Origin of the sequence: Fontisubflavum oceani (genome assembly GCF_030407165.1) — a bacterium.
Classification (GTDB): Bacteria; Pseudomonadota; Alphaproteobacteria; order Rhodobacterales; family Rhodobacteraceae; genus Rhodophyticola; species Rhodophyticola oceani.
Window position 1 is genome coordinate 2730873 of record NZ_CP129111.1, and the last position, 22376, is coordinate 2753248.

The 22376-nt window shown below is 62.4% G+C and carries 25 protein-coding genes and 1 pseudogene; 5 read left to right on the top strand and 21 right to left on the bottom strand.

The genetic code is table 11. The features are described 5' to 3' along the window. Window positions 1-73: 73 nt before the first annotated feature. Window positions 74-1288, bottom strand: a complete 1215-nt coding sequence (locus tag QTA57_RS13880; protein ID WP_290152026.1) for a LysM peptidoglycan-binding domain-containing protein — start codon at window positions 1286-1288, stop codon at window positions 74-76. A gap of 181 nt (window positions 1289-1469) precedes the next feature. Between QTA57_RS13880 and QTA57_RS13885 the strand changes: the two genes are divergently transcribed. Beyond that, window positions 1470-1961, top strand: coding sequence for an LOG family protein (locus QTA57_RS13885; RefSeq protein WP_290154926.1), 492 nt, complete (start codon window positions 1470-1472; stop codon window positions 1959-1961). On the opposite strand, the gene rarD is transcribed toward QTA57_RS13885, so the two are convergent. The 9 genes from rarD to QTA57_RS13930 all read right to left on the bottom strand — a co-directional run bounded on the left by rarD (window position 1930) and on the right by QTA57_RS13930 (window position 10579). Continuing rightward, window positions 1930-2811 carry an EamA family transporter RarD gene (gene rarD / locus QTA57_RS13890; RefSeq protein WP_290152027.1) on the bottom strand — a complete coding sequence of 294 codons (882 nt, stop codon included), beginning with the start codon at window positions 2809-2811 and terminating at the stop codon, window positions 1930-1932. The genes QTA57_RS13885 and rarD overlap by 32 nt on opposite strands. A 112-nt stretch (window positions 2812-2923) precedes the next feature. Then, window positions 2924-3526 (bottom strand): superoxide dismutase, encoded by a 603-nt coding sequence (locus QTA57_RS13895; protein ID WP_145208975.1) that lies wholly within the window; start codon window positions 3524-3526, stop codon window positions 2924-2926. Between the two features lie 113 nt (window positions 3527-3639). Beyond that, the gene (locus tag QTA57_RS13900) at window positions 3640-4437 is read right to left on the bottom strand and encodes a hypothetical protein (RefSeq protein WP_290152028.1); all 798 of its coding nucleotides are present in this window, start codon (window positions 4435-4437) and stop codon (window positions 3640-3642) included. A gap of 73 nt (window positions 4438-4510) precedes the next feature. Next, on the bottom strand, window positions 4511-4732 hold the full coding sequence (locus QTA57_RS13905) for a hypothetical protein (RefSeq protein WP_290152029.1): 222 nt from the start codon (window positions 4730-4732) through the stop codon (window positions 4511-4513). Between the two features lie 50 nt (window positions 4733-4782). After that, window positions 4783-5346 (bottom strand): sarcosine oxidase subunit gamma, encoded by a 564-nt coding sequence (locus QTA57_RS13910; RefSeq protein ID WP_290152030.1) that lies wholly within the window; start codon window positions 5344-5346, stop codon window positions 4783-4785. After that, complete coding sequence (locus QTA57_RS13915) at window positions 5339-8356, bottom strand: sarcosine oxidase subunit alpha family protein (protein ID WP_290152031.1); 3018 nt, start codon at window positions 8354-8356, stop codon at window positions 5339-5341. Before QTA57_RS13915 ends, QTA57_RS13910 begins: the two co-directional genes overlap by 8 nt. Beyond that, complete coding sequence (locus QTA57_RS13920; protein WP_290152032.1) at window positions 8353-8673, bottom strand: sarcosine oxidase subunit delta; 321 nt, start codon at window positions 8671-8673, stop codon at window positions 8353-8355. Before QTA57_RS13920 ends, QTA57_RS13915 begins: the two co-directional genes overlap by 4 nt. A gap of 228 nt (window positions 8674-8901) precedes the next feature. Then, a complete protein-coding gene (locus tag QTA57_RS13925; protein ID WP_290152033.1) occupies window positions 8902-9135 on the bottom strand; it encodes a hypothetical protein in 234 nt (77 codons plus the stop codon). A 196-nt stretch (window positions 9136-9331) separates the two neighbouring features. After that, on the bottom strand, window positions 9332-10579 hold the full coding sequence (locus QTA57_RS13930) for a sarcosine oxidase subunit beta family protein (RefSeq protein ID WP_290152034.1): 1248 nt from the start codon (window positions 10577-10579) through the stop codon (window positions 9332-9334). 196 nt (window positions 10580-10775) lie between these two features. Here QTA57_RS13930 and ccmI point away from each other — a divergent pair, with 196 nt between their 5' ends. From ccmI to QTA57_RS13950, 4 genes are read left to right on the top strand one after another with little or no spacing between them, the layout of a single operon-like run. Next, window positions 10776-11555, top strand: coding sequence for a c-type cytochrome biogenesis protein CcmI (ccmI, locus tag QTA57_RS13935; protein WP_290152035.1), 780 nt, complete (start codon window positions 10776-10778; stop codon window positions 11553-11555). Next, complete coding sequence (locus QTA57_RS13940) at window positions 11513-12010, top strand: hypothetical protein (protein WP_290152036.1); 498 nt, start codon at window positions 11513-11515, stop codon at window positions 12008-12010. Before ccmI ends, QTA57_RS13940 begins: the two co-directional genes overlap by 43 nt. Continuing rightward, a complete protein-coding gene (gene ruvX, locus QTA57_RS13945) occupies window positions 12007-12489 on the top strand; it encodes a Holliday junction resolvase RuvX (protein ID WP_290152037.1) in 483 nt (160 codons plus the stop codon). The genes QTA57_RS13940 and ruvX overlap by 4 nt, the downstream gene beginning before the upstream one ends. Further along, window positions 12490-12720 (top strand): DUF1289 domain-containing protein, encoded by a 231-nt coding sequence (locus QTA57_RS13950; RefSeq protein ID WP_290152038.1) that lies wholly within the window; start codon window positions 12490-12492, stop codon window positions 12718-12720. A gap of 78 nt (window positions 12721-12798) precedes the next feature. Here QTA57_RS13950 and QTA57_RS13955 read toward each other — a convergent pair whose 3' ends face one another. The 11 genes and pseudogenes from QTA57_RS13955 to QTA57_RS14005 form a co-directional block, all read right to left on the bottom strand. Further along, on the bottom strand, window positions 12799-13368 hold the full coding sequence (locus QTA57_RS13955) for a DJ-1/PfpI family protein (RefSeq protein ID WP_290152039.1): 570 nt from the start codon (window positions 13366-13368) through the stop codon (window positions 12799-12801). A gap of 117 nt (window positions 13369-13485) precedes the next feature. Then, on the bottom strand, window positions 13486-14262 hold the full coding sequence (locus QTA57_RS13960; protein WP_290152040.1) for a phytanoyl-CoA dioxygenase family protein: 777 nt from the start codon (window positions 14260-14262) through the stop codon (window positions 13486-13488). Further along, window positions 14259-15082, bottom strand: a pseudogene (locus QTA57_RS13965) (sulfite exporter TauE/SafE family protein). The gene QTA57_RS13960 and the pseudogene QTA57_RS13965 overlap by 4 nt, the downstream one beginning before the upstream one ends. A 170-nt stretch (window positions 15083-15252) precedes the next feature. Further along, window positions 15253-16242 (bottom strand): tRNA dihydrouridine(20/20a) synthase DusA, encoded by a 990-nt coding sequence (dusA, locus tag QTA57_RS13970; protein ID WP_290152042.1) that lies wholly within the window; start codon window positions 16240-16242, stop codon window positions 15253-15255. Between the two features lie 349 nt (window positions 16243-16591). Then, on the bottom strand, window positions 16592-18103 hold the full coding sequence (locus QTA57_RS13975; RefSeq protein ID WP_290152044.1) for an amidohydrolase family protein: 1512 nt from the start codon (window positions 18101-18103) through the stop codon (window positions 16592-16594). Next, window positions 18100-18747, bottom strand: a complete 648-nt coding sequence (locus tag QTA57_RS13980) for an aspartate/glutamate racemase family protein (RefSeq protein ID WP_290152045.1) — start codon at window positions 18745-18747, stop codon at window positions 18100-18102. Before QTA57_RS13980 ends, QTA57_RS13975 begins: the two co-directional genes overlap by 4 nt. After that, window positions 18744-19631 (bottom strand): polysaccharide deacetylase family protein, encoded by an 888-nt coding sequence (locus QTA57_RS13985; RefSeq protein ID WP_290152046.1) that lies wholly within the window; start codon window positions 19629-19631, stop codon window positions 18744-18746. Before QTA57_RS13985 ends, QTA57_RS13980 begins: the two co-directional genes overlap by 4 nt. After that, window positions 19628-20578: a polysaccharide deacetylase family protein gene (locus QTA57_RS13990; RefSeq protein ID WP_290152047.1), complete on the bottom strand. Its 951-nt coding sequence runs from the start codon at window positions 20576-20578 to the stop codon at window positions 19628-19630. The genes QTA57_RS13985 and QTA57_RS13990 overlap by 4 nt, the downstream gene beginning before the upstream one ends. Then, window positions 20575-21363: a BtpA/SgcQ family protein gene (locus tag QTA57_RS13995; RefSeq protein ID WP_290152049.1), complete on the bottom strand. Its 789-nt coding sequence runs from the start codon at window positions 21361-21363 to the stop codon at window positions 20575-20577. The genes QTA57_RS13990 and QTA57_RS13995 overlap by 4 nt, the downstream gene beginning before the upstream one ends. Beyond that, entirely contained in the window at window positions 21354-21821 is a 468-nt protein-coding gene (locus QTA57_RS14000) for a carbohydrate kinase family protein (RefSeq protein ID WP_290152050.1), read from the bottom strand. The genes QTA57_RS13995 and QTA57_RS14000 overlap by 10 nt, the downstream gene beginning before the upstream one ends. Next, window positions 21818-22375 (bottom strand): hypothetical protein, encoded by a 558-nt coding sequence (locus tag QTA57_RS14005; protein WP_290152051.1) that lies wholly within the window; start codon window positions 22373-22375, stop codon window positions 21818-21820. The genes QTA57_RS14000 and QTA57_RS14005 overlap by 4 nt, the downstream gene beginning before the upstream one ends. Window position 22376 lies beyond the last annotated feature (1 nt).

Consider the following 22376-nt stretch of genomic DNA (forward strand, 5'->3'; position numbering starts at 1 on the left):
CACGGAATTCCTGCTGGCGGCGCTAGAAGACGTAATCTAGGCGCTCCGCCAGGGGATGACCAGGGGACAAGGCTTACTCCGCTGCCAATTCCGGGATGGTGAAGACCTGACCTGGGAAGATCAAATCCGGGTCGCGGATCAGATCTTGGTTCGCCTCATAAACCTGAACATACAGAATGCCTTCACCAAACCGGTCTTTGGCGATCCCCCATAGGGTGAAGCCCGGCTGGACGGTGACGACCGATACACCGGAGTCCGCTTGTGGTAACGCGGCCAAGACCGCGGGCTCTTCGCGCAAGAACGGCGTCTCGACGCGGCTGACAACTTGTCCGCCGGCATCGACCTGATCGACGCGCAGTGTGTAGGTGCCCGGGTCGACCTCCGGCAGTTCGGCGCGCCATTGCCCTTCGGGATCGATCTCAGCCAGTCGGATCGGTTGATTGTCGAGATAAACCTGCAATCCACTGGTCGCCTGCCCGCGCCCGGCGAGCACCACCTCGCCCTCCAGATCATAGGTGATGGTATCGAGCACGATCTGGTCTTGCACCGAGGGACCGGCCCCGTCCGATGGCTGCAGCACACGTACGCCCCTGTCATCCGCGACCAGAACCGTCGGTGCTTCCGGCTCCGATGTGGGCGTGGGTTCCGCCGCGCTCTCGGTCGCGTCTATCGCACCTGCCACCTCTGTCTCGGCCGTGCTCGCATCACCTGATGGCGCTTGTGTCTCTTCCGCCGCCGTTTCGATTGGCCCGGTGGTCGGCGCGATGATGAGGCTCTCCTCTGCGGCCAAAACCTCGCCGCCGTCCGACGTCATCTCCAGGCTCAAAACGCGCGGCGTCTCGGAAGCCGGCAGGGACAGCATCGCAACAAAATCGCCGCTGTCATCGGCGCGCGCCACGTCAATCTCATCGCCATCCAGCATCAGCGTCACATCCGCGCCTGGCTGCGCTCGGCCCGCAATGACAGTCGCACCGGTCGGCTCGACTCGCACCACGTCAATCTCAGGCCGGCGCGGGGATGAGGGCTCGGCTGCGGACGTCGCAGCAGAATCAGATACGGCGCTGTCCGTATCGGTGGCCTGCTCTGTAACTACCTCTGTTTCTTCGATGATCGGCGCGTCAACTTGCTCCGACCCTGCGATTGAGGTTGCGATCTGATCCGGATTGACCGGATCCGGAGCCAAGAAGACCGACCATCCAACAACCGCTGCGACAGCCACCGCTGCCGCCGCGCCTGCGCCAATAGCAACGGCGCTACCGTTGAACCCTGTACCAGTGCCTAAGGCCATTTCCCCATCCAAGCCGAGTCCCGGTGCTTTTTGCCGCGTCTTGAATGCGCGCACGCCGGGTTGAGTGACTGTATCAACACGACTATCAGGGGGCAAAACACCTCTTTGTGCAAGGGTTGCGCGTTTGACTTTCTCCGTCTGTGTCTATTGCGGCTCGCGTCCGGGGGCCGATCCAGAATATATGGCCGATGCAACGGCGCTTGGTGAAGCGCTGGCTCAGGCCGGAATGCGGTTGGTCTATGGGGCTGGCGATGTTGGGCTGATGGGGGCCGTGGCGCGCGCGGCCCAGACCAATGCTGGCGACACATTCGGCGTGATTCCGACCCATCTTTTGAGCCGCGAAGTTGGCAAGCGCGATCTGGGGCGGTTCATCATCACGGAGAATATGCATGAACGCAAAAAGGTGATGTTCATGAACTCCGATGCCATCGTGGTTTTGCCCGGTGGCGCGGGGTCACTCGACGAGTTCTTCGAAGTGCTCACTTGGCGGCAACTGGGCCTGCATCAAAAGCCGATCCTTTTGATGAACACCGCACAATATTGGGACCCGCTGATTGGGATGATGACTCACTTGGTGGATCAAGGGTTCGCCGAGGCAAGCTTGCTAGATTTCTTCCGCGTGATCGACACGATCCCGGCGATCATGACGGCTCTGGACTCGGCCCGCGCCTAAGACTGGCCCAGGAATAGATCGCCAACGCAAGCCAGATGATCGGAAAGGCGATGGCGTGCCAGAGGGTGATCACCTCTCCAAGTATCAGGACGGCCGTCGCGAATTGCAGGGTCGGGTTGAGATATTGGACCAGCCCAATCGTCGACATCGCCGCGCGTTTCGCGGCGTAGGAAAACAAGATCAGCGGTATGGCGGTCATCGGTCCGGCCAGCACGAGCAGCAGGCTCAGCCAGATATCATGCCCAAAGGCACCCTGCCCCGCACCGAGCCAAATCAGATAACCGAGCGCCAAGGGTGCAAGCAACAAGACCTCGGCCGTCACCGAAACGACCGGCCCCGCCGCCACCCATCGTTTCAACAGGCCGTAGATTCCGAAGGTGACGGCCAAGGTGATCGAGATCCAAGGTGCGACGCCCAGCCCCACAGTCAGCACCGTTACCGCAGCAGCAGCCAGCCCGACTGCGACCCATTGCGCCGCGCCGAGCCGTTCGCCCAAGACGACCGCGCCAATCAGCACAGCCACCAGCGGGAAAATGTAGTAGCCCAGGGCCGATTCAACTGTGCGCCCGACTTGCACCGAGTAAATGAACAAGAACCAATTGGCCGAGATCATCAGCGCCGCGACAAAGACCAACCCCAAGGCCCGCGCGCCGGACAGCGCCTTGGGCAGCTCGCGCAACCGCCGCTGCCCCGCCAAGACCAGGCCGAACACCGCCAAAGACCAAAGCGTGCGATGCGCCAAAACCTCTAGCGGCGGTACCTCTGACAGCAGCTTGTAGAAGATCGGCGATAGGCCCCAGATGACACAAGCCGCCATCATCGCCAGCACACCTTTGGCTGCCTCGCTCATGCCCAATCCCTTCCAATGGACCAGCCGTTTCACGAGGTCTTGGCAGCGTCAAGACATGAAAAAGGCCCGCGCACTGGCGGGCCTTGTCTCAGTCATTCGAGAAAGAAAGGGGTTAGCCCAAACGGCTTGCCACATTCTCCCAATTCACCAGATTGTCGAGGAAGTTGGTGAGATAGGCTGGGCGTTTGTTCCGGAAATCGATGTAATAGGAATGTTCCCACACATCGCATCCCAAAAGCGCCGTCTGCCCGAAGCAGAGCGGGTTCACGCCGTTTTCGGTCTTGGTGATTTTCAGCGTGCCATCAGTGTCGACCACCAGCCAGGCCCACCCGGAACCGAACTGTCCGGCGCCCGCGGCGGAAAATTGCGATTTGAACTCATCGACCGAGCCGAACGCATCGGTGATACGGCTTTCCAACTCGCCTGGCATGGCGGAGGCGCCCGGGCCCATCATCTCCCAGAACTGGTTGTGGTTCCACAGCTGGCTGATGTTGTTGAAGATGCCATTCTGCGCCACGGCGGTCGCGTCATAGGTGCCGGTGATGATCTCTTCGAGCGATTTGCCGTCCCATTCGGTGCCAGCGATCAGCTTGTTGCCATTGTCCACATAGGCCTTGTGGTGCAGGTCGTGGTGATATTCCAACGTCTCTTTCGACATGCCGTTATCGGCAAGCGCGTCATGAGCGTAAGGAAGATCGGGAAGTTCGAATGCCATGGGTTGGGCCCCCTCGTTGCGAATTGCGATTACGTCACAGATGGAGGACCTACAGGGCGAACGTCAAGGGCTGGGCGGGACTATTCGGCGACAAGTCAGGCGGACGCCGAAAGTCACGCACCACCGGGCTTCGATTGTGGCAACAAGGGCCGCGGCCGCCGGTCGGGCGTTCGGGACTGCAAATACCACTGTCGGCACTCCACTTGCGACACACCTGACGTGAAGCTGAGACCATCGGCCCGCGTCATCTGCAGACGTACCGTATCGACCGGACCGCCAAAAAGACGTCCATACCAGACGCACATGATGGGGCCGAGCGTTGCCCTCGGCATGTCGCTTGGCGAGAACTCCCGCGGCACCTCGAGATGGAGGTCCACCACCCCGCCCTGATAGGTCGCCGGCAGCAATCCAAACGGCCCGCTAAGCAGGCCTTGATCCGCTCGCATTTGGACCTGTTCCCGGCTCAGCAGTGGGACCATGGAGCCGCGTAGCAAATTGAGCCCCAAAAGGTCCGAGGCAATCGTAGCAAAAAGAAGCAGTCCGATAAGCGCCCTTGGCCCGCGGGCCCCCCGCTCTTTCCGCATAGACTGCACGACAAGGACCAGGGCAGTCAGTGCAGCCAGGATCAGCACCGCAGCGATCATGATCAGCCAACGGTGCTGCGCAAGCAGCTGGTCATGGGAGAGGTAAAAGCCGCCATCAACCCCTGCGTTCAGGAACGACAGGGTGACAAAAACCGATGGAAAGACCCCTATGATCAGCGAGATGACGATCACGCCGGGACCAGGGCCTCGCGGGAAAAACCCGATCCGGCGGATAGAAAACAGACCCGCCGGTGCCGCGATAGCTTGAGCGGTTGCGGGGCGTGTTTGTCCCGGCGTGTGTCTGGAATGTCTGATTTGGCGGCTCATGCCGACTTGCTAGCCATGTGATCAGGCGAAATTGAGGCCAACTCGTGACGGGGCGACGTTTGAGGGCAACCCGTCACGCAGCGTTTCCGTGAGGGTATTGCCCCCCACACCAAGCAGGACCGACGAAGGCGATTTCGCTGGCTTTGATGATGCAGAAGATCGGAGAGATAATGGGAACCGAGTCCTCCACTGGCGTCACATAGCCGAGATAAGTTTGTACCTTCGCCGCTTTCGAGACCATTGCCAGGCTAAGTTCGATCACCGTCGTTAGGCAGGCATTTTTCACCATACCCATCCCCTCTTTCGGTCTTTGGACCTCAAGTTGAGCGTAAGGCGGGGTCCCTGTCAGTAGATGCCGACTGCGCCGCCCTCTTTCGCCGAAACGGCGAGGATGTCGAAGACATAACGCGCGACCGATCGGAAACAGATCAGCCGAAAGCTGTCCGGGCCGGTCATCCAGAAGGCCGCCGGAACTTGCGCCAATCGGGTGCGGCGCATCTCTCCCGGTTCAAACACACCCGGGCGCAGGTCGACCGGCGCAAGCTTCGCCAAGACCTCGCGCGCGCACGCACCTTCAACCGCGAAAAACGCGCGGGCGTCCGAGACATTGACCGCCAAGTGATGTGCGCCCGTTAATTGGGAGTTTAGGGTTGCAACGCAGGCATCCGCCTGGTCATGCGCGCAAAGGATCAAAAGCTCATCGCGCGCCATCCAAGCGACGGCCCCAGACTCGCCTTCGACAATTCGCCGTTGGGTCGGCAGAGCCAATCCGGTGGCGGCCTGCACAGCCTTTGCGGCCTCTGGCGTGGACAGGTCCGCCTTCAGCGTCACCATGCCTTGCAGCCCGAGCTCTTTCACCTCGGCAAAACCTTGGGCCGTGGCCCCCATCAACGCACTCACCTTAGACATTCTGCTTCTCCCCGTCCGGGTCATAGAAGACCGGGCTGACGATGCGGGCTTTGATCACTGTGTCGGTCACGGTGTTGAACTCCAACACCTCCCCCATCCGATCTGGCCCATGGCGGACCAACCCCATGGCAATCCCCCGGTTCAGCGTCGGCGAGTGATAGGTCGAGGTCACGCGGCCTTGGGTGTTGCGTTGCCCATTGGCATTGACTCCATCGGCCAGCGCATAGCTGCCATCGGGCAAAACGGAGCCGTCCAATGTCTCTAGACCGACCAGTTTCCAGCGTTCTGGGTCGGTCATATGGCTCCGCGCCTGCGCCCGCTTGCCGAGATAGTCCTCTTTCTTCTTGGAGATTGCCCAATCGAGGCCCAAATCTTGCGGGATCACCGTGCCGTCGGTCTCGTCACCGATCATGATGAAGCCTTTCTCGGCCCGCATCACATGCAGCGCTTCGGTGCCATAGGCCGTGGCATCGAACTCGGCCCCGGCCTCACGCAGGGCATCCCAGAATGCCCGTCCCTGGCTGGCGGGCACGGCAACTTCGAAACTCAACTCGCCAGAGAAGGAAATCCGAAACACCCGCGCGTCGAATTCGCCAATTTTGCCCTCGGCCCAGGCCATGAAGGGCAAGGCGTCGGCCGACAGATTCATATCGCCGCCGAGTTTCTCCAGCACCGCCCGTGCCTTCGGCCCGACTACAGCGATCTGCGCCCATTGCTCGGTGACATTGGCGGTGTGCACCTGCCAATCCCACCATTCGCATTGCTGCCAGTCCTCCATATGGGCGTGGATGTGATCGGCACCGCCTGTGGTGGTGTGCACCAGGAACGTCTCGTCATCGAGCCGCGCCACAACCCCGTCATCCATCAGGAACCCGTTCTCCGAGCACATCAGCCCATAGCGGCACCGGCCCGGTTTCAGCGTGCTCATCATATTGGTGTAGAGCATGTCCATGAACCGGCCTGCATCGGGGCCTTTGACGATGATCTTGCCCAAGGTCGAGGCGTCGAGCAGGCCGAGGCTGGTCCGGGTCGCGGTGATCTCGCGGGCAACGGCTTCAGCATCGCTTTCCTCGCCGCGCGGGAAGCAATAGGGTCGCCGCCAGCCGCCGACCGGCTCAAACACCGCGCCATTGGCCTCATGCCAGTCATGAATTGGCGTGCGCCGGATCGGCTGGAACACGTCGCCGCGCGCCTCACCCGCAATCGCCCCCATCGAGATCGGGGTATAGGGCGGGCGGAACGTGGTTGTGCCGACCTGCGGGATCGGTGCGTTCAGTGCTTGAGAAAGCACCGCCAGTCCATTGATATTACTTAGCTTCCCTTGATCGGTTGCCATGCCGAGTGTGGTGTAACGTTTGGTGTGTTCGACGCTTTCATAGCCCTCGCGCGCGGCGAGCTGCACGTCCGACACCTTCACATCGTTCTGGAAATCCAGCCACATCTTGGCGCGTTTGGTCACATCCGCGCCCTGCGGCATCACCCAGACTGGTGCGATCGGCGCCTCGTCGGGCATGTCGATTGCGGGTAAGTCCAGACCGGTTTCGATCGGCGCATCCAGAGCCGCTGCGACCTGCCGGGCGATGGTATCCGCATTCGCGAACACTTCGCCGGTCAGCATTACGCCATCGGCTGCACCGGTGCAGGTCACAAATCCCTGCCCGTCATGCGAAGTCGGTGGGCGATCCGGGTCGGGGCGAAAAAACGCGCCTGCTTCATCCCAGTTTAACTTGCCGCCGCAATGGGACCACAGATGCACCACCGGAGACCAACCGCCAGACATCGCCACCGCATCGCAGGCAATCTCTTCGCTCACCGCACCTTCGCCCGCTTGTAGGCAGAGCGCGACGCCGGTGACCTTGCTACGTCCTTTGACTTTGGCGATGGCGGTGCCGGTCTTGACCGGAATGCCAAGCGCCCGCGCCTCTTGCGGCAGGGCGCCGTCCGCCGCAGGCCGCGCATCGACGATGCAGGGGACATCGAGGCCCACCTGTTTCAGCGCGATGGCGGTGCGATAGGCGTCGTCATTACTGGTCACAACCACGGTCCGGTCACCTGGCGAAACCGCGTGGTTCACCACATAATCGCGCACCGCCGAGGCGAGCATCACGCCCGGAACATCGTTCCCGGCAAAGCTGAGCGGTCGCTCAAGAGCGCCGGTGGCCGAGATCACCTGTTTCGCCCGGATCCGCCAGAGCCGATGACGGGGCGCGTCCGCATCCGGCGTGTGATCGGCGACGCGTTCATAAGCCGTCACGTACCCATGATCATAGACGCCCGCGACCATGGTCCGTGTCCGGAGCTTCACAGTCTCGCTTTGCGTCAGCGCTTCGACGGTGCTCTTGACCCACTCTGCGGCCGATGTGCCCTCAATACCGATCCCATCGACCAACGCGCGCCCGCCCCAATGGGCAGTCTGCTCGACCACCAGGACCGACAGCCCGGCCTGTGCGGCGGTCCGCGCGGCTTGCAGACCCGCGACGCCACCGCCCACAACCAGCACATCGACGAAGGCATAGAAATGCTCATACCGATCCGCATCGCGGTCCTTTGGCGCAGCGCCCAGACCGGCGGATTGGCGGATAAATGGCTCAAACACATGTTTCCAGAAGGCGCGCGGATACATGAAGGTTTTGTAGTAAAACCCGCCTGGCAGCGCGCGGGCGGCAAGCTGGTTCACCGCGCCGATATCGAATTCAAGGCTCGGCCAGTGGTTCTGACTCCGCGCCGTTAACCCATCGAATAGCTCAGTCGTCGTCGCCCGTTGGTTGGGCTCGAACTTGCCGCCCTCGCCCAGATTAACCAGCGCATTCGGCTCTTCCGCGCCGGAGGCCATGATGCCGCGCGGCCGGTGGTATTTGAACGAGCGGCCAACCAGGGTCTGACCATTGGCCAAGAGCGCCGAGGCCAGTGTATCCCCTGCGAAGCCCTTGAAGCGCTTGCCATTGAAGGTGAACTCGACTTGGGCGCTGCGATCGATCAGCTGGCCACCTGTGGCAAGACGGGTGCTCATGGTAGGCTCCAGTCGGGACGTTTTTCTTGGATTTTCGCGATGATGTCGGCGGGTGGTTCGGTGGTCTGCGCCGAATAAGTTCCAAACACCTCCAAGGTCGCCGTATCTCGCGCCGCCATGAACCATTTCCCGCAGCCATGAGCATGACGCCAACGCTCGAAATGGATGCCTCTTGGGTTGTCCCGTTGGAACAGATACGCCTCGAAATCCGCATCATCCGACCCGGGGCCAAAGCGTTTCAAATGCGCTTCACCACCCGGGGCCAGTTCGGTTTCCTCTACGGCGAGGCCGCAATTTGGGCAGGTTAGGATCAGCATATCCGGGTCTCAACTCTAGGCGTATGTATTTGGAAAACAACGGGCTTCGAAGCGGATTGCTCGACGCCCTGCGAGAGAATGGCACGCCTTGGAAAACCGCCGCTGCCGCGAGGCCCGTCTGCACAGAAAACAACGGTGGCGTTCAAAGACCCCGTCGGGATCATAGACAAGCAAAGGACAGACGCCGAAAGGCGCCCGTCCGATGCGATTGAGGTTTTGTTGGCGGGGTTATTGGTCGGTAGTGGGTGCCACCGGTGCGCTTGCCGCGCCATCGGTTGCCGGCGCGGATGCGGCGGCAGGGTCAGTCGGCGCTGTCCCGTCTCCATCGCCGCCGATGAACAGCATGGCAATGAAGAAAAGCACGATGATCCCGACAACGAACGCGAGCGCCCCCAGGGCCCCGCCCGAACTTCCCTGCGACTCATAGTCGAAGGCGTTGTTTCTGTGGTGATAGTCAGCCATGGGGAGTCCTCCTTTGCTGCACGACACAGCATGGAAGACGTGGACGAAGGCTCAATCGCTCGGCCGTGCAAGCTGCGATCTCGGCCAAAATGGGCCGGTTCGGTCCTATTTTGGCAGCCAGAACATGCCAGTGGCGCGGATTTTCCGGCGCGGGCCGGGATGAAGGCCACCGGTCGTTGATTGAAGCGGGTTGTCGTCAATGCGCCACCCCCGCCGCGACGCTTTCGTCGATGAACCGGCCCGCGCGGAACCGCTCCAGGCCAAAATCGGCCGCCAGCGGGCCGGGCGCACCATTCGCGATCATTTCGGCGGTGGCCCAGCCCGAGCCGGGGATGGCTTTGAACCCGCCGGTGCCCCATCCGCAATTGATGAAACAGCCGCCAAGCGGTGTCGGTGAGATGATCGGCGAGCGGTCGCCGGTGACATCCACGATGCCGCCCCATTGCCGCAACATCTTCAAACGGCTGATCATCGGGAAGGTTTCGACCAGGGCGCGGACGGTTTCCTCGATATGATGGAAGGACCCGCGTTGGGTGTAGTTGTTATAGCCATCTGTGCCGCCGCCGATCACCATCTCGCCCTTGTCGGACTGGCTCATATAGCCATGGACCGTGTTGGCCATCACCACCACGTCCATGCAGGGCTTGATCGGTTCCGACACCAACGCCTGCAGCGCCACCGATTCAATCGGCAGACGGAAGCCGGCCATATCGGCCAAGACTCCGGAATGGCCGGCGACGACGATGCCAAGCTTGCCGCAGGCGATCGCGCCCTTGGTGGTCTCGACGCCCGTGACCTGACCATTTTCCGAGCGCACGCCGATGACTTCGCATTGTTGGATGATGTCCATACCCATATCGGAACAGGCGCGGGCATAGCCCCAAGCGACCGCATCATGACGCGCGGTGCCGCCGCGCGGTTGCCACAGTGCGCCGAGAACAGGGTAGCGCGGGCCGTCGATATGGATGATCGGGCAAAGCTCCTTCACGCGCTCCGGCCCGATGAATTCTGTTGAAACGCCTTGCAGCGCATTGGCATGCGCCGTGCGCTGATAGCCGCGGATCTCGTGTTCGGTCTGGGCCAACATCATCACGCCGCGGGGGCTGAACATGACGTTGTAGTTCAGGTCTTGGCTCATCGTCTCGTAAAGCGAACGGGCCTTCTCATAGATCGCCGCGGAGGGGTCCTGCAGGTAATTCGAGCGGATGATCGTGGTGTTCCGGCCAGTATTACCGCCACCAAGCCAGCCCTTCTCGATCACAGCGACATTGGTGATGCCGTGGTTCTTGCCCAGGTAATAGGCGGTGGCGAGGCCATGGCCCCCGGCCCCAACGATGATCACATCGTAGCGCGGCTTCGGCGTAGGAGACGCCCAAGCCCGTTCCCAGCCCAAATGGTGGCGCATGGCCTCACGGGCGATGGCAAAGGCGGAATAGCGGCGCATGGGTCTCCTTCCCGATTTGGGTGGCTCTGGTGGGTGCGGGAACGGGCGAGATGAGAGGATACTCGGCGCGGCATTTCAAGGCCGGATTGCGACAGCGGATCGGATTAGGTGGATATGGGCTGCGGCGGATTGTATCTTTTGCCCAAGCGATTGGCGGCTTAGATGATCAGGACGGCGTGAACGAACGAGAGGCATTATGGGATTTTGGATTGTCGCAGGCGCGACGTCGGTATTTGTGGCCCTGGCCATCTGGGCGGTGTTCTTGCGACCGCGTGGCGGGGATACGCCCGCAGCCGCCTATGACCTGCAGGTCTATCGCGACCAGTTGAAAGAGTTAGACCGCGACATGGCGCGCGGCGTCTTGAGCGAGGCGGAGGCGACCCGCGCCAAGGCCGAAGTCGCGCGCCGGGTCTTGGAAGCAGACCGGGCCTTGCAAGCCGCTGGCCGTCAAACTGAGTCCGGCGGCCCGCGCGGCAAGCTGGTCCTGGCGCTTGGCTTGGTGGCGATGGTGGCGGGCAGCTTTGGCATCTACTGGCAAGTTGGCGCGCCCGGCTACCCCGATCTGCCGCTGGCGCTTCGAGTCGAGTTGGTGGAACAGGCCCGCGCCGAGCGGCCCAGCCAATCCGAGGTCGAGGCAGAGATCGGTGTGCGCCCAACTGTCGATGTGGACCCCGAGCGGGAAGCCTTGGTCGCCCAACTTCGCACCGTAATGGAGCAACGCCCCGATGACCCGGAAGGCATGTCACTTCTTGCGCAGAACGAGGCCGCGCTTGGTAATTTCCGCGCAGCACGACTGGCACAAGAGCGCCTGATTGATCTCTTGGGGGCCAACGTGACCGCGCAACATCATGTGGACCATGCCGAGATGATGGTGCTCGCGGCGGGGGCTATGTCTCCCCTGAGGCCGAATCCGCTTTGGCGACGGCCTTGGATATGTCCTCCGGTAATGGCACGGCGCGCTATTATGTGGGTCTGATGTATGCGCAACAGGGCCGCGCGGATCTGGCGTATCCGATTTGGCGTAACCTATTGGCCGACAGCCCGCATGACGCACCTTGGCTTGAGCCAATCCGGCTGCAAATCGAAGACGTCGCCTATCTCGCAGGCGACAATGTGAGCTTGGCCGATCTGCCGCAGCCGCGCGCGCCGCGCGGCCCTAGCTTGGAGCAAATCGAGGCCGCCGAAGACATGGCGCCAGAGGATCGGCAAGCGATGGTCGAGGGCATGGTCGGCGGCTTGGCGGCGCGCCTGGCCTCCGAAGGCGGCCCGCCCGAGGATTGGGCGCAACTGATCCGCGCCTTTGGCGTCTTGGGCGAAACCGACCGCGCGCAGGCGATCCTGGACGAGGCGCGCGTGGTCTTTGCGGAGCGACCCGACGCGCTTGCCCTAGTGGAGGCTGCGGGCGGAACGTTGCCCGGGCCTGTCGAATGATCTTCGACACAATCGAAGACTTTGCCGCGGCCCTGCCCCAGGGTCGCGCGCTGATCGGGCTCGATTTCGGCACCAAGACGATCGGTGTCGCGGTGAGCGACAGGTTGCTGAGCGCGGCCACGCCGTTGGAGACCGCGAAGCGCCGCAAATTCACCCTTGATGCCGCACGGCTGATCACCCTGATCCAAGAGCGTGAGATCGGCGGGATGATCCTTGGCCTGCCGCGCAATATGGACGGGTCGGAGGGTCCGCGCGCGCAATCGACCCGCGCATTTGCCCGCAATCTCAGCCGATTGCCCGAGCTTGAGACCCTGCCGATCAGCTATTGGGACGAACGCTTGAGCACCGTGGCCGCCGAAAAAGCCCTGCTTGAGGCGGATACGACACGAAAACGTCGCGCGGAGGTCATTGATCATGTGGCGGCGGGATATATCTTGCAAGGCGCGCTCGACAGGTTGCGCTATCTACGGGATGCTTGAATGACCGACCAAGTTTGGAAACGCGACGAGATCGAGAGCCCGTGTATCAAGATCTGCGTGGTGCATCCCGAAACGCGGCTCTGCACCGGTTGCAACCGGTCGATCGATGAGATCAGCCAGTGGTCGAAGTTGAGCGCCGAGGATCGCGCCCAGATCATGGCGGAGCTGCCGACCCGCGCACCGATGCTGAAGCAGCGGCGCGGCGGACGGGCCGCCCGGTTGGCCAAGTAACGCATCCCTTCTGCATCAAGATCGATATTGGCAGGCTAGAAGACGTCTGAATGGCAGAGAGCTGCCACCTAAGACCCACTAGGCGTGTTCAGCCGCCATCATCTGCTTGAATTGCGCAACAGTCTCTTCGGGCAAGCCGACCGACTCAAAAACCGCAGCCGCAAAGCTTACGGGCGCTGTACCTGGGGCGGTGATCATACTATCTGATGATACCGCCGATGCGCTGGCTGTATAGTTGGCCGCGCCGCCATAGCCGGTTGCGTTCTGTATAAGGAAATCCGCGTCATTCGAGGTGTGCGCGGTGCCATCCAGCAACCCCGCCCGGGCCAAGGCAAGTGTCCCGCCACAGATGCCGGCAACGGTCGCACCTCGCGCCTGTGCCGCAACGAGGGCGTCCGCGATATCCGGGGCTTGTGCAGTCTCCCAGATCATGCCGCCCACGACGACCACCACGTCTGGCTGCCAGGTCGCGAGGTCATCCATGTCTTGCCCAACAACCGCCTTGAGGCCGCCTTGCGACTGAACCGCGCCAGTCTCGGACGCAAAATACTGGACATCGAAGCCATAGAACGGACGACCAGTTCCGCCGATCAGAGCATATTCCCAATCTGCAAAACCTTCGGTCAAAACCATCGCGATCTTTGCCATGATCATTCTCCTATCCGAGCCCGACATAAGCCAAGAAATATGCAGGGCATTTATTTACAACAACACATACGCCTGTGGTTCTTCTGGCCCCAAGAGCGGCATTCACTAGGCCCTGCCTTATGCAAGTGTCACCCAGTCGAAGACGCCACCCGGCAGTTCCGGGCGAAAATAGGCGATGGCACGCAGGGGGGCTGTCGAACCTTTCGACGACCATGGCGCCACGCCGTGCAAGGTCAGACGATGCAGCAAGATCGCCTGACCGGGCATTGCCGTCACCTTGACCCGGTTTAAGGTGTCGAAGCAGTGGCGTCGGGCGGCGTGATACGCCTGGGTCACATCCACCTCGTGCCATTGTTCCGGCGGTTCGTCTTGCAACGCGCGCCTCATCGCATGCCGCATCACCTCATGACTGCCCTCCCAGACGACCAAAGGCGCGTCATTCGGGCCGTTTTCGGTCAGCGGCAGGCCGAGGATATAGCCATGCGGCTCCCGGATCATCCGGCGGCGCTTGGGACCAATTGGCAGGAGACCGTCCAGATGTGCCGCATCACGGGTCTTGCGGAACCGATGATTGGCATCGCTTTCGTCGGGGTCTTGCAGCGGATAGCCCGGATAGGTGATTGAGATTTGGGCCTTGTGGAGCGGCAACCTACCGGTGATGCGCTCCGCTTCTTCCAGCGCCTGGCAGGTGAGCCGGCCGGAGGTACCCAATCGCCCCTCCGCGTCATTCTTCAACACATCAACGCCCGCGAACCAGGTGCCGCCATGCCGATGCCATTGGGCATGCGCCGGGTCATCAGCCGTGGCCAGCGCTGCGGGCGTCATCTCGGCCAGCCAGTCGAACAGGCGCGGGTCCGGATCGAAAACCTGCCAGCCTGTCTGAAGCCAACTCATCCCGAAAAGGCGGACCAAAGCATGTTTAGCGCCATCACCATGATGAAGACGGCAAACACCCGCTTCAAAGGTTTAGGGTCCATCGCATGGGCCAGCTTCACGCCCCAAGGCGCCGTGATGAGAGTCATCGCAACCACCACAACAAAGGCCACGAGGTTCACCGACCCAACGGTAAAGGGGGCCGCCCTTCCGCAGCCCCCTCGATAAAGAAAAAGCCGAGAACAGATGGCACCGCGATGATCACGCCAAACCCGGCCGCCGTGGCCACGGCGCGGTGGATCGGCGTGTTGTAAAGGCTCATCAGCGGCACTCCGAAACTGCCGCCGCCGATCCCCATCAGAACCGAGAGAAAGCCCAGAATAGGCGACGCAATTGCGCGCGGCACGCCCTTTGGCATCGCATCGCCAAGGCGCCATTCCGGTTTGCCGAACCCGAAATAAAGGCCGACCAACACACCGAGAACGCCAAAAATCCCCATCAGGATCTCGCTGCGCAACCCCGTGGCTGCGACAACGCCAAACGCCGCACCGATCGCAATACCCGGTCCCCAGGACCGCAAGATCGCCCAATCGACCGCGCCCTTTTTGTTGTGCGATAAAAGCGAGCGCACAGAGGTCACGATGATGGTTGCCAGCGATGTCGCCAGACAGATTTGCATCAGATCGACGGTGTCGTAGCCCAGATAGGAAAAGGCGAAGAAAAACGCAGGGACCAGGATGATACCGCCGCCGACCCCCAGAAGACCGGCAACGACGCCCGCAAAAGCCCCGATCAGAAGGATCAACGCCAACATCGCCATCAAATCGCCCATATCCGGCATGTTATGCCCTCCTGCCCTGCTCGAAACTTGGTTTCGGATACACATCCCCGGCGGGCTTGCCAAGCGCGGCACCGCCCCCGTTGCATCGACGGTTTGACACGTGGCCCCCACTGGCACGCCGATAGCTCCCGAAGGGGGCCTGAGATGGGCCATCACCTGGGTGCCGGCGGTCACGCCGCGCGCAATACAATCTCAGATAACGCTGCCTCTACGACCTCAACCCCGGCGCCGGGACGATGCGCACGCTCTGACAGAACGCGCTTCCACCCCCGCGCGCCCGGACGCCCGGCAAACAGACCCAACATATGCCGCGTGACATGGGCCAGTTTGCCGCCATTGGCCACATGGGCGGCGATATAGGGCAACATCAGACCGACGATTTCTTCGGCGCTCCGCGGCTCGCGGTCCAGACCGAAAATCTTCTGATCGGCAGCGAGCAAAATGTTCGACGGGTCATGGTAAGCCGCTCGCCCAATCATCACGCCATCCATCCCTTCGGCCAAATGGGCCTGCGCCTCATCCAACGACATCACGCCGCCATTGATCGACAGATGCAGCTCAGGGAAATCGCGTTTCATCTGATAGACCAGTGGGTAATTCAACGGCGGTACATCCCGGTTTTCCTTTGGACTCAAGCCCTGCAACCACGCTTTCCGGGCATGGATTGCAAACCGCCCGACGCCAGCTGCCGCAACCGTCTCCAGAAACGCTGGCAGCACCTCTTCGGGCACTTGATCATCGACGCCGATCCGGCATTTAACCGTGACCTCCACTGGGCTGGCCGCAATCATTGCCGCGACGCAATCCGCCACCAGCTTGGGCCGTTCCATCAACACCGCTCCAAAACAACCCGACTGCACCCGATCCGACGGGCAGCCGATATTGAGATTGATCTCATCATACCCATATTCGACCGCAATCTCCGTCGCCTTGGCCAGCTCGGACGGATCAGACCCGCCAAGCTGCAATGCCACAGGATGTTCTGCCGGATCGTAGGCCAACAAGCGATCTCGATCGCCATGCAAAATCGCGGGGGCCGTGACCATCTCGGTATACAACAACGCTTCCCGAGACATCAGCCGGTGCAAGTACCGGCAATGACGATCGGTCCAATCCATCATCGGGGCGATGGAGAGTTTGGCGTGCTGTTTCATTTCCATTTTTCTGCATCTTCAAGCTGTTGCAGGGCAAAGCTGCTCGTCTGGAACACGCCTCAATATCCCCCGATTTGCCTCTCTACAGCAACTCATTGGCATATAAGCCGCCCACGCAGTGTCGATCAGGCCTTGTTACCGAACAAGTCTTCCACCGCCCGTCTTGCGACGTTTGGTAATCTCATAGATCTGCATATAGACGACATGTACGGGTTTGGGAAACCACCTCGCAGAAGTAAGGCCGCGACCATGCGCCACCGTGTCAAATAGCGCTATTTAGACCTGCAATCACTGACGTCAGACAGGACAAGGCACCCGGCTTGAAACAGTTATTATGCCAGCAGGCGCGATCTGCTCAGCGGCCCGCGCCTTGGCCGAGCCAGCCCTCATAAAACCGGCTGACCGGCTCTATCAGGTCCCGGGAAAGGCGCTGCATGCTGACCTCGGCTTCCGAACAGGGACGAGCGAGATCTCTTTCGATCTCTTCCAAGACTTGCTCGCGGTCGATATTAGTGAAGCGGCCTTCGTTATAAACCACGTTGCCGCCGATCAGAACCGTAGCGACAGCCCCGGATTTTGCGCGCCGGATCAACACATCAACCAAGGGCATGGCTGGATCCTGCCACGGTTTGGTGACAGCCTGCCAGTCCAGCAACACGATATCGGCCAGACGCCCCGGTGCCAGACACCCAATCCGCCCCGCGAAGGGCGTCGTCGCGGCCCCATGTTCCGTTGCCATCAGCAGAATCTGCGATGCGGTCGGATGCGGCGCGTCATGCCCGGCAGGCCGATGCAGCGTCAGCGCAAGCCGCATCTCCTGCAACATGTCACGATCATCGTTGATCCCCGCCTCGTCGATGCCAAGCGCGACCGGCACGCCGCTGGCAAGGAAGCCATTCAGATCGGCTGTACCGCTCTTCAGGCGCAGGTTGGACGAACAATTGTGGCACAGGCAGCCGCCACGCTCCGCCAGCAGGGCAACATCATCCGGCGTCATCCAGACCCCGTGACCAATGGTCAGTTGCGGCCCGACCAGGCCAAAGCTGTCAATATGCTCCAGCGCAGAGCCGCCAGTGCGACGGCGGGCGTATTCCTTCTGATACGGCGTCTCCAAAAGGTGCATATGCATCGGTGCGCCGGTCTCTTCGGCCATCCGTGCGGCACTTTCGAGCGCCGCATCCGACAGCCAGTGCAGGTTCGACGGCGCGATCTGGATGCCTACAAGCGCATCGTCTTGCCACCGGGCGCGCAACGCATGGAACACCGCGATCTGGTCAGACAAGGAAAGGCCGAAGCCGGCAAGATAATCCGCCGTTGGTTTTTGCAGAGCGGCGGGGAGCGAGGCGATGAACTCTTCATCCGCCGCATAGATCATGCGGTTCTGGTCACGCAGGGCAAAGGAGTAGCTCGCCCTCATGCCGAGGTCCTTGTAGGCGCCAATGATGGTGTCGGCGCGAGCCAGCACGGCATCGGTATTGCCCGGCGCCCGGCTATGAAGGTGCTGCACGGTTGTCACACCCGAGGCGATCATCTCGAAGGCCGCATAGAGCGTATCCAGCCGGGGCGCGACATGGCGCATCGCGAGGCGTTCGGGAAACCACAGTTCCAGAGGTTGATCGCGCGCGCCCATCTGGAACGGGGTCAGACCGACATGGTGATGCGCGTTGATCAGACCCGGGATGGCCACCCTGCCCTTGCCACCGGTCTCGGGCAGTCCCGGATGGGCCTTGCGCAAGGCGCGGGCGGGGCCGATCTCGACAATTTGGTCTCCGTCGATCAGGATGGCCCCGTCGGCAACGATCTGCGCCGCGCCGCCTTCATCGAACCCGATGATGATATGGTCGGCGGCGACAATATGGCGGGTCATCTAGAATCTCCTTTGGTGCAGCGGGCAAGGCTGAGCCGGACGGCTGCGGGCAGCGGTTCGATCAGCGGCACTGGGGATGAGGCTGCGAGGCTTTGGGCGGCTTCGGCCAGTGGTCCGCCGCCAATGATGATCGCCTCGGCTCCGGCTTCAACGGCACGGTCGCACGCTTCGGCCAACGCGGTTTGCAGTGCGACGGCATCATGGGTCAGAACCGCCGGATCGCCGGGCGTCGTCCAGGTGCCAAGGAACGCCTCATGGCCGTAGGAACGGGCGGCTTTGGCAATGTGATCGCTTAAATCCGGCGTCGTCGTCACAACTGCAAATTGTGCCCCAACCTGCGCCGCCTCGGCCATACCCGCCTCGGCAATGCCCGTGACTGGCACCGACAGCCGTCCGCGTAGGTCCATCAGGCCGGGATCGCCAAAGGCCGCGACGATCACAGCCTCGGCCCTGCCCACACGCGGCGCAAGCGCTGCGACGGCGTCTGCCGCGCGGGCCAGCGCGAAAGGGTCGGTGATCAACGGCGCCCCGAATGCCGCGGTCAGCCCGTCGACCCGCACCGCCGGGCCCGCCACCTGCCGTGCAATCCGCAGCATGGCCTCGGTGGTCGTCTCAGACGTGTTGGGATTGATCAGCACAATCATGCCGGACAGGCCCGGTCAAAGACCTCGGCAATTTCGATCCGGCGCGCCAGCCACAGCCGATCCCGGCGGCGGTCCAGTTCGGCGAGGACCTGCTCGAACGCCTTGAACCGACCCGGGCGGCCAACGATCCGCAAGTGGAACCCGATATTCAGCAGGCGCGGCATGCCACGCGCGGCCTCGGCCTCCAACACGTCCAACGCGTCGGTCACGTAATCGACCATGTCCGATGCGCGCACAAAGCCATTGGGATGGAAAAACTTCATGTCATTGGCGTCGAGCGCATAGGGCACCACGATCAGCCCCGAGCCATCCCTGTACGGCAGGTCATCGTCAAACCCGTTAGAGGTGTAAAGGTAACCCCTCTCGGCCAGAAGGCTGCGCGTCCAAGGGCTTTCGGCCCCGCGGCAGAAAAACCCGCGTGGGACGTCGCCGGTCGCGGCCGCGATAGCCACATCGGCACGATCGAGGTCAACGGCCTCGGCCTCTGGGCTGTCATAATCGGCATGAGGGCGCCAAAGCCAACCGTGACAGGCGGTTTCGTGGCCATCGCGCGCCAGCATGCGCAGAACCGGCCCTGCCCGTTCCGCCGCGCGCCCACAGGCGAACAGGGTCGCGGGAACCTGGTGGCGGCGCAGCGCATCGGCCATGCGCCACGCACCGGCCCGCGTGCCATAGGCAAAAATTTGCGCCTGACCGGGGTCGGGCTTGCCCTCAGGTACGACCGAGAGAACCTCGCCGATCCGCTCGCTGACCGGGTCGCCATCGAGCACCTGTTGCTCAGCGCCTTCTTCGACATTGACCACGACCGAAACAGCCAGCTTATGGCCTCCGGGCCAGGTAAGATCCGGCCAGGCACCGCCATATCCGATCAGATCGCGAGTCATACGCTCCCTCGGAGCGCAAACCCCTTGGGGCACGGACGCGGCGTCCACTCGGGCAGCCCTACGGCGCTGCGCCAAGCATGGGCGATTTCGGCCCGGGTCGCGAACCAGACATCATCGTGACGCACAGCGTGGTCCAGAAACGCCTCGAGCCCTCCAATCCGTGCCGGGCGCCCGATAATCCTGGTATGTAGGCCGATCGACAACATGCGCGGGGCTTGCTCGGCCTCGGCCAACAGCCGGTCGAAGGCTGCGATGCAATAGCGGGAGAAGTCCTCGGCAAAGACAAAGCCGCCCCCGTTGTAAAACCGCATGTCGTTGGTGTCGAACGCATAGGGCAGCACCACATGAGCACCATGTGCGGTATCGACCAGATACGGTATGTCGTCATTATAGGCGTTGCTGTCGTAGAGAAACCCGCCCTGTTCGATAAGCAGATCCCGGGTGCGTTCGGAGGTGGCAGAGCGCGTGTGCCATCCAAGCGGCGGCGTTCCTGCCGTCCGCGTGATGGTCGCAACCGTGCGTGCGATCGCGGCGCGTTCACGCGCGTTGTCCATGCCAACGTGACGCTCCCACCGCCAGCCATGGGCCGAAACCTCATAACCGTCCTGCACCGCCTGCGCGGCGATCCAGGGCGTCGCCTCCAGCGCGCGGCCGCAGGCATTCAGCGTCGCTGGCAGGTCACGATCCGACAGCGCATCTCGGATCCGCGGCCAGCCCGCGCGCGGGCCATATTCGAAATGGCTCTCCATACAAAGGTCGCGGGTGCCCTCGACTCGCTCAACCGCCTCGTAGATATGCTCATTGCGGTCGTCGCCGGCGCCAAGGCTCAACTCGGCGCCTTCCTCGACATTCACGACAATAGAAACGGCAAGCCCTGCCCCATTTGGCCAGCGCATCGCCGGCGGCTGGCCCGCGTAGCCGGTGAAATCGCGCGCCGCGCCGCTCATGCAGGAACCCGCACCGCATCCATGAAGCGGCTGCACAGATCGGCATCCCATTGCAGCGCATCCTCCGGCGCTGCATCGCGCCGCATCAGCGCACTGCTGACCACCACGCCATCGGCGGCGGCCATCGCCTCGGCCACATTGCCATCGGTCACGCTGCCACCGATGAGGATCGGTTTACGAATGCCTTTGCCGCGCACCGCGCCGATCCGGGCCAGTGTATCGGAAAAGCTGCTGCCGGTGATGACCAAGCCGTCGGCCCCGGATTTGGCGGCCCAGTTTGCCGCGAAAGGCTGGCTCTCGCCCGAGAGCGGGATCGCCGTGCGGTCATGCACGTCGGCCAAGATCGCAATATCGGGCCGCCGCAACGCGGCGCGGTAAGACACAGTTTCGGCGCCAAGCCCATCGCGCGGGCCCTGCGCGGTCATCGCGCCGCCCACAAACACCTTGAGCCGGACAAAATCGGCCCCCGTGGCATGGGCCACCGACAGGGCCGCAACTGGGTCATGCGCCTCGACAATGATACCCAGGCCAAGCCCGGGGACCTCTGCCCGGATCAGGCGCCCTATTGCAGACATCAGTGCCAGGGTGTCCGGGGCGGCGGCTCCCGCAGTTTTGGTCTGATCCTGCAGCTTGATCCAGGGGATGCCAGCTTGCGCGAACACACGGGCGTTGGCGACGGCATAATCCTCGTACCACGCGACCGACCGGTGCCGGTTCAGGGCGAAATCCGGCAGATGAAGGGCAGCAATAACCGGCTTGGCACCATCGAATAGCTTCAGCGACATATATTGGGTTCCTTTTGCAATGTGGCGCGCGCGGTCGCCTGGTCTGCTGGGAGGGCACCGGCGGCGCCGAAACTACACACGACCCCCGCCGCAGAAACCGCGCCAAAACGGGCCGCCTGCACCGGGTCGCCGGTTTCAACGAGGCCCGCCAGAAACCCGCCGCAAAAACTGTCACCGGCGCCAGTCGGGTCGCAGGCCTCAACCCGCTGTGGTGGGACAGCTATGGCGGTGCGCGTTACACGGTCCCAGATCAGCGCGCCTTGCGGCCCCATTTTGACCGCCACCACGCCGCGACATCGCTCAGAGATCACCGCCAAAGCATCGGCTGGCGCAGCGTCTGGCACCAGCGCATGCAGCTCAACCTCACTGGGGATGAAGGCATCGAGCCGCGCCAGGATTGGGACGATGTCTTCGAGCCTCTGGCTCGCCAACTGCCAACCCGGATCGGCGGTGATCACTGCCCCCTCGGTTCGAACAGATCCAGCATCTCCAGCAGTACGCGCGGCGCGCTGGGTGCCAAATGAACGCCTTTTGCCCCGCGCCAGGCCTGCGGCACCTGAGCCGCCCGCAACGGATGCTGCTCCCTAAATTCCGAATAGCCGATCTCGTTCAACAGTTTGCGCGCCTCAAGACGCGCGCGCCACGCCACCACCTGCTCAGCCGAAAGCCGGTCAGTCGGAAACCCGGCCTCGGCCAGCGCGGCGCCCGGCGCCGTCAGCCCCTCGTCACGCCGCCCTGCCCCGTCATAGAGAAACCAGCTGCCCGCGGTCAGGGCCGCGTCGGACCAGACCACACCCGCAAGGTCGACCCCGCCCGCCTCCAGCCGCGCTATGGTGTCTTTCGGATAGGTCGAGACGGCGCAGCTGACTAGCCCGACGCGGCTCACCCAGTTGAGCGCGCCAACCGCGGAAAAAGCGCCATTGCCACCCGCAAGATCCAGCGCAACGGTGCCGTCGGCAGAAATGACATTGTCAACCGTAAGCCCACCAACCGTCACAAGATCCGGCGTCACA

What these genes read in the sequence shown, in the direction of transcription:
- QTA57_RS13950 (WP_290152038.1), top strand. Translation starts at nt 12,490, where the DNA reads ATGACCGACCAAGTTTGGAAACGCGACGAGATCGAGAGCCCGTGTATC.
- QTA57_RS13940 (WP_290152036.1), top strand. Translation starts at nt 11,513, where the DNA reads ATGTCCTCCGGTAATGGCACGGCGCGCTATTATGTGGGTCTGATGTAT.
- QTA57_RS13925 (WP_290152033.1), bottom strand. Translation starts at nt 9,135, where the DNA reads ATGGCTGACTATCACCACAGAAACAACGCCTTCGACTATGAGTCGCAG.
- dusA (WP_290152042.1), bottom strand. Translation starts at nt 16,242, where the DNA reads ATGGAAATGAAACAGCACGCCAAACTCTCCATCGCCCCGATGATGGAT.
- QTA57_RS13885 (WP_290154926.1), top strand. Translation starts at nt 1,470, where the DNA reads ATGGCCGATGCAACGGCGCTTGGTGAAGCGCTGGCTCAGGCCGGAATG.
- QTA57_RS13930 (WP_290152034.1), bottom strand. Translation starts at nt 10,579, where the DNA reads ATGCGCCGCTATTCCGCCTTTGCCATCGCCCGTGAGGCCATGCGCCAC.
- QTA57_RS13880 (WP_290152026.1), bottom strand. Translation starts at nt 1,288, where the DNA reads ATGGCCTTAGGCACTGGTACAGGGTTCAACGGTAGCGCCGTTGCTATT.
- QTA57_RS13995 (WP_290152049.1), bottom strand. Translation starts at nt 21,363, where the DNA reads ATGTCGCTGAAGCTATTCGATGGTGCCAAGCCGGTTATTGCTGCCCTT.
- QTA57_RS13980 (WP_290152045.1), bottom strand. Translation starts at nt 18,747, where the DNA reads ATGATTGTGCTGATCAATCCCAACACGTCTGAGACGACCACCGAGGCC.
- QTA57_RS13920 (WP_290152032.1), bottom strand. Translation starts at nt 8,673, where the DNA reads ATGCTGATCCTAACCTGCCCAAATTGCGGCCTCGCCGTAGAGGAAACC.
- QTA57_RS13960 (WP_290152040.1), bottom strand. Translation starts at nt 14,262, where the DNA reads ATGAGTTGGCTTCAGACAGGCTGGCAGGTTTTCGATCCGGACCCGCGC.
- QTA57_RS13985 (WP_290152046.1), bottom strand. Translation starts at nt 19,631, where the DNA reads ATGACTCGCGATCTGATCGGATATGGCGGTGCCTGGCCGGATCTTACC.
- QTA57_RS13990 (WP_290152047.1), bottom strand. Translation starts at nt 20,578, where the DNA reads ATGAGCGGCGCGGCGCGCGATTTCACCGGCTACGCGGGCCAGCCGCCG.
- ruvX (WP_290152037.1), top strand. Translation starts at nt 12,007, where the DNA reads ATGATCTTCGACACAATCGAAGACTTTGCCGCGGCCCTGCCCCAGGGT.
- QTA57_RS13900 (WP_290152028.1), bottom strand. Translation starts at nt 4,437, where the DNA reads ATGAGCCGCCAAATCAGACATTCCAGACACACGCCGGGACAAACACGC.
- QTA57_RS13905 (WP_290152029.1), bottom strand. Translation starts at nt 4,732, where the DNA reads ATGGGTATGGTGAAAAATGCCTGCCTAACGACGGTGATCGAACTTAGC.
- rarD (WP_290152027.1), bottom strand. Translation starts at nt 2,811, where the DNA reads ATGAGCGAGGCAGCCAAAGGTGTGCTGGCGATGATGGCGGCTTGTGTC.
- QTA57_RS13895 (WP_145208975.1), bottom strand. Translation starts at nt 3,526, where the DNA reads ATGGCATTCGAACTTCCCGATCTTCCTTACGCTCATGACGCGCTTGCC.
- QTA57_RS13915 (WP_290152031.1), bottom strand. Translation starts at nt 8,356, where the DNA reads ATGAGCACCCGTCTTGCCACAGGTGGCCAGCTGATCGATCGCAGCGCC.
- QTA57_RS13975 (WP_290152044.1), bottom strand. Translation starts at nt 18,103, where the DNA reads ATGACCCGCCATATTGTCGCCGCCGACCATATCATCATCGGGTTCGAT.
- QTA57_RS13955 (WP_290152039.1), bottom strand. Translation starts at nt 13,368, where the DNA reads ATGGCAAAGATCGCGATGGTTTTGACCGAAGGTTTTGCAGATTGGGAA.
- QTA57_RS13910 (WP_290152030.1), bottom strand. Translation starts at nt 5,346, where the DNA reads ATGTCTAAGGTGAGTGCGTTGATGGGGGCCACGGCCCAAGGTTTTGCC.
- ccmI (WP_290152035.1), top strand. Translation starts at nt 10,776, where the DNA reads ATGGGATTTTGGATTGTCGCAGGCGCGACGTCGGTATTTGTGGCCCTG.